We start from the raw sequence: 11,495 nt of genomic DNA on the forward strand, positions 1-11,495 counted from the left end.
ACGATTCTTTATTTTGGCATTTCATTTTAATTTTAATTGCAATGCATAAAAAGGTATTTACATTTTTAATTTTAATTTTTCTTTCTTTTTCTATCAATGCTCAGGATAATAGCCCTGGCCTTAATTTGGATGTTGTAGACAAAGTACCGGTGGCAAAAGACTGTGATTCAGATTTAGATAACAGAGCTTTACGGATTTGTTATGGCAAAAGCGTGCAAAAAACTGTAATGAATCGGGTGGATATCAATTTTATAAAACGACAAAATTTAGAGCCAGGATTATATACAGCAATTGCAAAGTTTAGAGTAAATACCAAAGGAAAAATAGACAAAATAACCGTTGATTTTGAGAATGAAAAAATTGCAAAACATATAAAAAGAGCAGTTAAGAAATTGAGGCGAAGTGAGCCTGCTATTAAAGATGGTGAACCTGTGAATATTATCTATGCACTTCCTGTAAAATTCCGCATATAAGACGGTTTAGATGAAAACTAATTTTCAGCTTATTAGATAAGTTGTTTATGGCATAAATTCACGAAAATTAAAAAGGCGAGCTAAATGCTCGCCTTTTTATGTCTTAAACAATATGATAGAACTATTTTATAAACAATTCTTTATTTGGTTTATTAGTCATATGAAATATTAGCTCGCCACCTTTAATTAATGTATCGTGAGAAATAAAAGGTTTAGATAATTCCTTACCATTTAGCTCTACTTTTTCCACATATACATTTTTATCACTTTGATTTTTAGCAAGTACTCTAAATGAGTTTCCGTTTTCAAGATTTATAGTCGCATCTTTAACCGCGGGACTTCCTAAAGCATAATCTAAGGATCCTGGAGCGACAGGGTAGAAGCCGAGACTACTGAAAATATACCATGCACTCATTTGTCCAAAATCATCATTACCACTTAATCCGTCAGATCCTGTTTGATATTTAGTTTTCAAGATCATTCTAATTTTGTCTTGAGATTTCCAAGGTGTATTGGTCCAGTTATAAAGATAAGGAACATGATGTGACGGCTCGTTACCGTGTACATAGTTCCCAATAATCCCTTCACGAGAAATATCTTCAGTATTTTCAAAATATTTATCTGGAAGTTCCATAGTAAAAAGTGAATCTAAATGCTGAGAAAATTGATCTTTTCCGCCCATCATCTCGATCATTTCAGCAGGAGCGTGTGGAACATATAAACTGTAGTTCCAGCTATTTCCTTCAATAAAACCCTGCCCGTGTGTATTTAATTCATCAAAGTCCTTTTTAAAGGTGCCGTCGCTAAGTTTAGGACGCATAAAACCGGTTTTTGCATCGTAAACATTTTTATAATTTTCTGAACGTTTAATAAATTCCTGATAGATGTCTCCTTTCCCTAATTTTTTGGCAGCCTGAGCGATCGCCCAATCATCGTAGGCATATTCTAAAGTCTTAGAAACGGAGGCTCCATTTTTATCTTCTGGAACATAGCCCATATCCATATAATAACCAAGACCATCGTAATATCTGGTTCTTGCCGTATTTACCATAGCTTCTAATGCATGTTCCTGATCGAAATCTGCATTTCCTTTTATAATAGCATCAGCTAAAACCGAAGCACTATGATAGCCAATCATACACCAGTTTTCGTTTGCATAATGAGACCAGACGGGTAGCATAGAATGAACGCTCTGGTCGTAATGCGCCATCATCGATTCGGCCATGTCGGCGTTTCGTTCTGGTTGTAAAATATTAAACAGTGGATGTAAAGTTCTATAAGTATCCCAAAGAGAAAAGCTAGTATAATTGGTAAATCCATCGGTTTGATGAACATTCATATCCAAACCTTTGTATTTGCCATCTGTATCCATATATTCTGTAGGGCCTAAAAAGGCATGATACATTGCAGTATAGAAATTAGTTAGTTCATCTTTATGTTCTGAAGCTAATTGAACTTTATTAAGCTCGCGGTTCCATTTCGCTTTTGCTTCGTTTTTAATCTTTGCAAAGTTCCAATGTGGAACTTCCTCTTTCATGTTATTTAAAGCACCTTCAGAACTTACCGGAGAAATAGCCATTTTCACCTTTAATTTTTCTTGAGGTTCTAAATCGAAATCAAAATACATTCTAATTTTCTCTCCAGCGATTTCAGGAAAATTTTTAGATTGGTCGAATTTTCCCCAAAATCCATTGTAAGGTTGTTTATCATAACGATTTCTACCATACTCTTTGATTGGTTCGCTAAAAGACATGGAAAAGTAAACTCGGCGTGTTCTTGCCCACCCATTTGTTTGGCGATAACCTGTTACCAAAGTATCATTTTCTACACGTACAAATGTCCATACGTTTTTATCATCGTAATTATAAATACCATGCATTAAATCGAAAATAAGGTGTGCTTCTACATTTTCAGGAAAAGAATATTGATGCATTCCCACGCGAGTGGTTGCGGTCATTTCAGCTTTAATATTATAATCGTCTAGCATTACACTGTAATAACCAGCCTCAGCATTTTCTTTATTGTGAGAGAATCGGGAGCGATAACCACTTTCTGGATTTGTAGCTGTACCAGGATTTAATTTAAGATTTCCTGTGGTGGGCATAATCAAAAAGTCACCAAGATCTGAATGTCCTGTGCCGCTAAAATGTGTATGGCTAAAACCAACGATGGTTTTATCATCGTATTGATAACCTGCACAATATTTATAGACATCTGGATTGTAATGACCATCTACAGCATAAGGAATAGTATCTGTATCTGGGCTTAATTGTACACTACCAAAAGGAACAGTTGCACCGGGATAGGTGTGTCCCATTTTAGCTGTACCAATCATTGGATCTATATATTGCGCAAAATCCTTAGCACCTTTTATTTTAGATGTTGAAACCGAATTTTCTTCGGCCTCAGCGTCTTTACAGGAAGTATATAAACTTAAAGAGCTTAGTAAAATACCAGCGCTTAAAAGTCGGACTCCCTTTTTAAATGAATTTAAAATCATGAATTAATTCTATTCGTTAGAAAATGAATATGGAAAAGCATCTTTTTTAGTTCCGCGATCTTTATTTGGGGATGCACTCATTTCGATATTTATCGTAGCACCTTCAACCAATTCAGAATGTTTTACGTAATTTTTTTTGTAAGTTTTTCCATTAAGCTCCATGTGCTCAACAAATTTATTCTCATTGCTGTTCTTAGGAGCATCAATTACTATTTTATTTCCGTTTTCTAGATTCACGGTTACCTTTTTAAATAATGGCGCGCCTAATACATATTCATCTACAGCGGGTGTCACCGGATAAAAGCCCATTGCTGAAAATACATACCATGCAGAAGTTTGGCCATTATCTTCATCACCACAATAACCATCTGGAGTTGCCATGTACATTCTATCCATAGTTTCTCGTGCCCATTTCTGAGTTTTCCAAGGCTCACCAGCATAGTTGTAAAGATAAATCATATGCTGAATGGGTTGATTACCATGTGCGTATTGTCCCATATCTGCAATTTGCATTTCGCGAATTTCATGAATTACTCCGCCGTACATACTTTCATCGAATATTGGAGGCATCGAGAACACAGAATCCAATTTTTTGACAAAATTTTCTTTACCACCCATAAGATCAATTAAACCTTCAACATCATGAAAAACTGACCAGCTGTAATGCCAGCTATTTCCTTCAGTAAATGGATTTCCCCATCTAAATGGATTAAAATCTTCTTGCCAAGTTCCATCTTCATTTTTACCTCTCATTAATCCATAGCCGGGATCAAAAAGATTTTTATAGTTCATACTACGCTCTTTATACTTTTTTATTTCTTTTTTAGACTTTCCAATCGCTTTACCAAATTGGTAGATCGCAAAATCATCATAAGCGTATTCTAAAGTTCTAGCAGCACTTTCGTGAACACCAACATCGTAAGGAACATAACCAAGATCATTGTAATAAGGGGCTCCCGCACGTCCAACAGCAGTCATGGGTCCTTCGTTATTTGCACCGTTTTCTAAAGCTTTCCAAAGGGTTTCAGTATCATAACCTCTAAGTCCTTTGATATATGCATCTGCCACTACAGAAGCTGAATTATTTCCTACCATAATATTCGCATATCCGGGACTGGACCATTCTGGTAACCATCCACCTTCTTTAAAATCGTTAACAAGACCAGCTTGCATCTCTTTATTTATTGAGGGATATGCTAAATTTAGGAAAGGATATAGAGCTCTAAACGTATCCCAGAATCCGGTACCAGCAAACATATAGCCGGGAAGTACTTCTCCGTTGTAAGGGCTCCAGTGTACGATCTCATCATTTTGATTTATTTCGTATAATTTATTCGGAAAAAATAAAGTTCTGTAAAGGCAGGAATAAAATGTTCTTATCTGGTCGATCGTTCCGCCAGAAACTTCTAGTCTTCCTAATTTTTCATTCCAAAGATCACGAGCGTTTTGCTTAGTTGTCTCAAATTCGTTATTTGCTATCTCACGATCTAAATTTAATTGCGCTTGCTCTAAACTTATAAAAGAAGAGGCCACCTTTGCATTAATTACATCGCCTTTTTTGGTTTTAAAACCAACAATAGCTCCGGCATGATCGGCTTCCATTTCGGCTTGTCCTTTAGCCAATTTATCGCCTTCCCAGGTATTTACATCATTAAAAGATCTATCAAACTGAATTACAAAATAGTTCTTGAAATTGGTTAATTTTCCTCGCGCATATTTCGTGGTATACCCGATAATTTTATTTTCTTCAGGAATCACTTTAACATAAGAACCTTTATCAAAAGGATCGATCACCACATAAGAACTATCTGATTCTGGAAAAGTCATTCTGAATTGCGCTGCACGTTCGGTAGGAGTAAGCTCTACCGTTACATCGTGATCGGCTAAGTAGACTTTATAGTAATAAGGAGTAGACTTCTCAGCCTTGTGTGAAAACCAGCTTGCACGATCGTCCTGATTAAATTTCATTCCGCCGGTAACTGGCATTAATGAAAACTGGCCGTAATCGTTCATCCAGGGAGAAGGCTGGTGCGTTTGTTTGAATCCGCGTATTTTATCTGCATTGTATGTATACGCCCATCCATTTCCCATTTTGCCTGTTTGGGGTGTCCATAAATTCATTCCCCAAGGCACTGCAACAGCTGGGTAAGTATTTCCATTCGATAATTCTGGCTTAGAATCTGTTCCCATTAGCGGATTTACAAAATCTACAGGATTATCTATGGCTTCAATAAGATGGTCTTGCGCTTTCGCATTATTAAAGAGCGAGAGAAGCGCCAAAATCGTAAATAACTTTTTTTTCATGATATAACAACGAAAATTAATTGATATTGCTATTATACGAAAATAAAATCTAAGAGAATAAATCGTTTTAGCTAAAAACTATAGAATTCTCAGAACTAAGAAGTGAAATCGATAAAAAAAACATTTGTGTGGCTAGGAAGTCATGGACGCAAAAGATAATTAGGCGAAAGCTAAGCTTTAGATAATTAATATTGAAAAAGGATTTAAAATCTTAATAGATCCAAGTGCAGAAATAATACGATTTTGTATATTTCTGAAGATCAATTCAGAAGAAAATATTAGAATTGAAATTCAGTATTTAAATCATAACACAGCCAACCAATGAAAGATAACTTTTCAGACCAGTCTCAGAATTATGCAAATTTTCGTCCTAAATATCCAAACGCAGTTTTCAATGAAATAATGAAGCATGTTGCTGAAAGATCAAAAGCATGGGATTGCGCAACAGGTAATGGGCAGGTTGCTGAAGAACTTTCAAAATTGTTTAATCAAGTTGAGGCTACTGATATTAGCGAAAATCAAATAGAACAGGCTCCAAAATTAAAGAATATTAATTATAGCATTCAACCTGCCGAAAATGTTGACTTTAAAGATCATTCTTTCGATTTAATAACTGTCGCTCAAGCCATCCATTGGTTTGATTTTGATAAATTTTATGATGAAGTAAAGCGAACGCTGAAACCTGAAGGGATATTAGCGGTTTTAGGCTATAGTCTTTTTAAAACTAATGCTGAAACTAATAAAATTATGCAACATTTTTATTATGAAGTCATTGGTCCTTATTGGGACGAAGAGCGAAAATATTTAGATGAAGGTTATGACACAATCCCATTTCCGTTTAAAGAAATAGCTACATCCAAAATCAATTTTAAAGAAGAATGGAGTTTTGATCGACTTATTGGCTATTTAAAAACATGGTCTGCAGTTAAACATTTTATTGCTAAAAATGGATATGATCCTGTAGATGATATTTATAAGGATCTAAAAATGAGCTTTGGAACTTCAAATACGATAGAATTCCCAATATTATTTAAAATTGGTAAACTTTTATAAAAAATGAATATTTAAGCGTAGCGTTGAAGCATTTAATCTCGATTATTAAGTAAAAATTGATAATTTAGCTTGGCATAAAAAATGCTGGATAACTATATCAACTTTAACCACTAATGAAGAAATTAACCATAAGCTTTAGTCTCTTTCTTGCTTTTAGCGGAGCTACTTTTGCGCAAAGTCTTTCTACTACTGTTCCTAATGAAACGGTAACCGATCAGGTTTTAAAAGAATTGAATCGGGAACGAGCATTATTGAGTCAGAATCTAGATTTTCGCATTAAAGAAATTGACTCTAAAATCACCAATCTTGACGAGAGTATCAAGAATTCTAAAAATGCTTCAGATAAAGTTGAAAAACTTTTAGAGCGCGTAAAGTTTTTGGAACAACGCCAAACTGAAATCGATAAGAATACGGTAAGCGTTTATAAATATAATTACAGTTCCGCAGTATTAAATCTTGCCAGTATGGAGCGAGAGATAAAACCGCTAAACCTTTTTAATAGCTCAAGAGAATTTTACTCTACGCTAGATAGAGTGAGTAACCCTATGCATTACGAAGGTTATCAAGAATGGTTTGGTAAATTTCAAAATTTTGTAAAAGAAGAACAGGATAGCAATGCAAGCTTAGCCGCTTTAAATCATATTATGGCTGTAACCGGTGATTTAAGCCAGGGAACTCCATTTGTAGGAATGTTTGCTGGAAGTCTTTTTGATGGAATAGGGACTTTTATTGAATCTCTAAACCGAAGACAAAAAGAGCTTCAAAAACAAAGTATAGAGATGTTGAAGTTAACAACTTCGGTATCTCAGTTTACGCACGACAAAGATCTAATTGAAACTGAATGGGAGGCGATCAATAAAAGTCTGGATGAATTGAGAAACCTTCAGGATAAAGAGATGAAGGAAAATTTCGTAAAAATGCTTGGTGTTAATCTTGAAGAATTTGATAGAAAATTTACAGGAGAAACCGATGCAAAGAAAAGAACTCAATATATTCTGGATATTTCAAAAATTGCTGAAAATAAAATAGTAGAGGAGCGTGAAAAAAATCCTGAAAACTGGAAGCAAAGTTACCATGATGAAATGCTAGCCGTTCAGAATCTCAAAATTCGTTTTGGTGATATTACTTTCAGAATTTTAGAAAACTTAAAAAAGTATGAAGGATTGATAGAAAAGTATAAAAAGGATCCTTATTTGAAAAAGGAGATGGGAGAATTAGAAGTGAAACTGGATATTGTAAAAAACACCTTCGAATCTACTTTTAATCCGCAGGAATATATCAAAGCCTCGAACGAAATGTATATTGTAGAATAATTTATTCGGAGATCTACTAATTTTGATTGAAATTTCCGTGTGAAATAGGGGAGAACAGCTAAGTTCTCCTTTTTTTATAACACTATTTTTGCAGATACATTTAAAATCGGTATTATCGAGTAAATTCGTATCTAATTCCTATCTTTGCAGCCGCAAAATAAATAGCATCAAAATTTAGTTTATGAAAGCCGGAATTGTAGGATTACCAAACGTAGGAAAATCGACTCTATTTAATTGTCTTTCCAATGCCAAAGCGCAAAGTGCAAATTTTCCTTTTTGTACGATCGAACCTAACGTAGGGGTAGTTAATGTTCCAGATCCTCGTATCCAACGATTAGAAGAATTAGTAAATCCAGAAAGAGTACAACCTGCAACTGTAGAAATTGTAGATATTGCTGGTCTTGTTAAGGGAGCTAGTAAAGGGGAAGGTCTTGGAAACCAGTTTTTGGCTAATATTCGTGAAACCGATGCTATTCTTCATGTGCTAAGATGTTTTGATAACGACAATATTGTGCACGTTGATGGTTCTATAGATCCTATTCGAGATAAAGAAACGATCGATATGGAACTTCAGCTTAAAGATTTAGATACTGTTGAGAAAAAGCTGGATAAAGTGAAGCGTGCAGCCAAAACTGGTAACAAAGAAGCTCAGAAAGAAGAAGCTGCTTTACTAAAAGCAAAGGCAGGTTTAGAAGCAGGAAAATCTATTAGAGCGGTTGAATTTACTGAAGATGAGCATAGAGAATTTATCAATCCATTACAGTTTATTACCGATAAACCGGTAATGTATGTTTGTAACGTGAATGAAGAAGCTGCAGTAGATGGTAACAGCCACGTAGATCGTGTTCGTGAAGCAGTAAAAGAGGAAAATGCTGAGGTTATCGTACTTGCTGTAGGAACTGAAGCAGATATTACAGAACTTGATGATTACGAAGAACGCCAAATGTTTCTTCAGGATATAGGTTTAGAAGAGCCTGGATCTGCAAAACTTATTCGCGGTGCATATAGTCTTCTGAATTTACAGACTTATTTTACAGCCGGAGTTAAAGAAGTAAGAGCGTGGACTATTCCGATTGGTTCTACGGCACCACAAGCAGCGGGAGTTATTCATACCGATTTCGAAAAAGGCTTTATTCGTGCTGAGGTAATTTCTTATAATGATTTTTCAGAATTAGGATCTGAAGCTAAAGTAAAAGAAGCTGGTAAAATGCGAGTTGAAGGAAAAGAATATATTGTTCAGAATGGCGATGTAATGCATTTTAGGTTCAATGTGTAATTCAACACAATTGTAATTAAATAATATCATTCCTAAAATTATATTATTAGTATCTTCTTTAGCCTTTTCCTGAAGTAATTTTATTCTTCAGGAAGGAATTTGAAGCGCTTTTTAGTCAGATTAAGAGAATTAACACTTTTTCTAAAGTCTTTGTTAATTACTTTGTGGCTGCAGAGTTTTAACTTTTATCGGTATATGTTATATTAGCCGGGAATCTCCACTATTTACACATATGAGTCAGGAAACAAAGTATACTGAAGATAATATTCGGTCGCTAGACTGGAAAGAGCATATCCGAATGCGTCCCGGGATGTATATTGGGAAGCTGGGAGATGGTTCTAGTGCAGATGACGGAATTTATATTTTACTTAAAGAAACTTTAGATAACTGTATCGATGAGTTTGTAATGGGCTCTGGTAAAACTATCGAAGTTTCTGTACAAAATCAACGTGTTATCGTTCGTGATTACGGGCGTGGTATTCCACTTGGGAAAGTTGTGGATGTTGTTTCTAAGATGAATACCGGTGGTAAGTACGACTCTAGAGCGTTTAAAAAATCTGTTGGATTAAACGGAGTTGGTACAAAAGCAGTAAATGCGCTTTCTTCTTATTTTAGAGTTGAATCGAATAGAGACGGGAAATCCCATGCCGCAGAATTTGAGCAGGGGAATTTAAAGGAAGAAGAATCATTGGAGGAAACTTCTCGTCGCCGTGGTACCAAAGTAACTTTTGTACCAGATGAGCTTATTTTTAAAAACTTCAAGTTTAGAAATGAGTACATAGAGAAGATGATTAAAAATTATGTATATCTAAATCCTGGATTGACTATAATTTTTAATGGAGAAAAATTTTATTCAGAAAATGGATTAAAAGATCTTTTAAGTGATACACTGAATCAGGAAGATCGATTATATCCAATTATACATTTACGTGGTGATGATATCGAGCTTGCAATCACGCATAGTAAAGCTCAATATAGTGAAGAGTATCACTCTTTTGTAAATGGTCAAAATACTTCGCAGGGAGGGACACACCTTGCTGCTTTTAGAGAAGCTTTGGTGAAAACCGTTAGAGAATTCTACGGAAAAAATTATGATGCTTCAGATATTAGAAAATCTGTGGTAGCAGCTATTTCCATTAAAGTAATGGAACCAGTTTTTGAAAGTCAGACCAAAACAAAATTAGGATCAACTGATATGGGAGGTGATTTCCCAACGGTCAGAACTTATATTAATGATTTTGTAAAGCGTAATTTTGATAATTACCTGCACAAACACCAGGAAACGGCAGATAAACTTCAGCGTAAAATTTTACAGGCTGAGCGTGAACGTAAAGATTTATCGGGAATACGTAAACTTGCCAAAGAGAGAGCGAAGAAGGCCAGTCTTCATAATAAAAAACTTAGGGATTGTAGAATTCATTTAGGGGATAGTAAAAAAGAACGTTATCTTGAGAGTACTCTTTTTATTACAGAGGGAGATTCGGCAAGTGGATCGATCACAAAATCACGTGATGTAAATACACAGGCTGTTTTTAGCTTAAAAGGAAAGCCATTAAACAGTTTCGGACTAAGTAAAAAAATTGTTTACGAAAACGAGGAATTTAATCTTTTGCAGGCGGCTTTAAACATCGAAGAGTCATTAGAAGATTTACGATATAATAATATAGTGATCGCAACAGATGCCGATGTTGATGGTATGCATATTCGATTATTATTGATTACATTTTTCCTTCAGTTTTTTCCTGAATTGATTAAAGAAAATCATCTTTATATTCTTCAAACACCTCTTTTTAGAGTGCGGAATAAGAAGGAAACGATCTATTGCTATTCTGAACAAGAGAGAAGACAGGCTATAGATAAGCTTAAAGGAAAGGTTGAAATAACCCGATTTAAAGGTTTAGGAGAGATATCACCAGATGAATTTAAATATTTTATCGGAGAAGATATACGATTAGATCCTGTGATGCTGGATAAAGATAAATCTATTGAAGAATTACTAAGTTTTTACATGGGTAAAAATACACCAGATCGACAGGAATTCATTATTGACAATTTGAAGGTTGAACTTGATCTCATTGAAGAATTAGGCATATGAGATTGAATAATAAAAACGAAGTAAAAATAATACCACCAGTTTACATTGTTTTGGTGGCCGTTTTTCTTACTAATATATTTGTGAATATCGAATTAATGGGCCGCGATGAGCCTATTAATTTTAGTCATTTTTTGCCAAATATAGTGACCTTTTTGTTATTCTTATTTGTGCATAGAATTGGGGTAAGTTTTGATTTTGATGGCGAAGGAGAAACCTTAATTCTCAAAAATAATGGCGTTTTCTTTTCGAAGTTTATGGAATACCGATTAAAGAAAGCAGAATTTCCGAAGAGGAAGCTCGCCGATTATAAATTTTCAGATTATGGTGTTTATTCAAGCATCACTATTTATATAAAATCCAGACGAAGAAAAGGTTTTAAAAAATATACTTTTAACACCACATTTTTAAGTAGAAAAAAGAAACGAGAATTGGTCGGTTCTTTAAAAAATGTTTTGGACAAACCTAAAGCTGTGGCTTAACT

The 11,495-nt window shown here is 34.7% G+C and carries 8 protein-coding genes; 6 read left to right on the top strand and 2 right to left on the bottom strand.

The genetic code is table 11. The features are described from left to right. Positions 1-41 precede the first annotated feature (41 nt). Complete coding sequence (locus tag QWY91_RS03830) at positions 42-473, top strand: energy transducer TonB (protein ID WP_290231860.1); 432 nt, start codon at positions 42-44, stop codon at positions 471-473. 121 nt (positions 474-594) lie between these two features. Here QWY91_RS03830 and QWY91_RS03835 read toward each other — a convergent pair whose 3' ends face one another. Then, on the bottom strand, positions 595-2,973 hold the full coding sequence (locus tag QWY91_RS03835) for a GH92 family glycosyl hydrolase (RefSeq protein WP_290231862.1): 2,379 nt from the start codon (positions 2,971-2,973) through the stop codon (positions 595-597). A 9-nt stretch (positions 2,974-2,982) separates the two neighbouring features. Further along, positions 2,983-5,277 carry a GH92 family glycosyl hydrolase gene (locus QWY91_RS03840; RefSeq protein WP_290231864.1) on the bottom strand — a complete coding sequence of 765 codons (2,295 nt, stop codon included), beginning with the start codon at positions 5,275-5,277 and terminating at the stop codon, positions 2,983-2,985. A 321-nt stretch (positions 5,278-5,598) separates the two neighbouring features. Between QWY91_RS03840 and QWY91_RS03845 the strand changes: the two genes are divergently transcribed. The 5 genes from QWY91_RS03845 (at position 5,599) to QWY91_RS03865 (ending at position 11,493) form a co-directional block, all read left to right on the top strand. Beyond that, positions 5,599-6,330, top strand: coding sequence for a class I SAM-dependent methyltransferase (locus tag QWY91_RS03845; protein WP_290231866.1), 732 nt, complete (start codon positions 5,599-5,601; stop codon positions 6,328-6,330). Positions 6,331-6,443: 113 nt separating this feature from the next. Continuing rightward, entirely contained in the window at positions 6,444-7,643 is a 1,200-nt protein-coding gene (locus tag QWY91_RS03850; RefSeq protein WP_290231868.1) for a hypothetical protein, read from the top strand. 181 nt (positions 7,644-7,824) lie between these two features. Next, positions 7,825-8,919, top strand: coding sequence for a redox-regulated ATPase YchF (ychF, locus tag QWY91_RS03855; protein WP_290231869.1), 1,095 nt, complete (start codon positions 7,825-7,827; stop codon positions 8,917-8,919). 232 nt (positions 8,920-9,151) lie between these two features. Then, a complete protein-coding gene (locus QWY91_RS03860) occupies positions 9,152-11,014 on the top strand; it encodes a DNA topoisomerase IV subunit B (protein WP_290231871.1) in 1,863 nt (620 codons plus the stop codon). Beyond that, entirely contained in the window at positions 11,011-11,493 is a 483-nt protein-coding gene (locus QWY91_RS03865) for a hypothetical protein (protein ID WP_290231873.1), read from the top strand. The genes QWY91_RS03860 and QWY91_RS03865 overlap by 4 nt, the downstream gene beginning before the upstream one ends. Positions 11,494-11,495 lie beyond the last annotated feature (2 nt).

It is taken from the genome of Zunongwangia endophytica, assembly GCF_030409505.1.
In the GTDB taxonomy this organism is placed as follows: domain Bacteria; phylum Bacteroidota; class Bacteroidia; order Flavobacteriales; family Flavobacteriaceae; genus Zunongwangia; species Zunongwangia endophytica.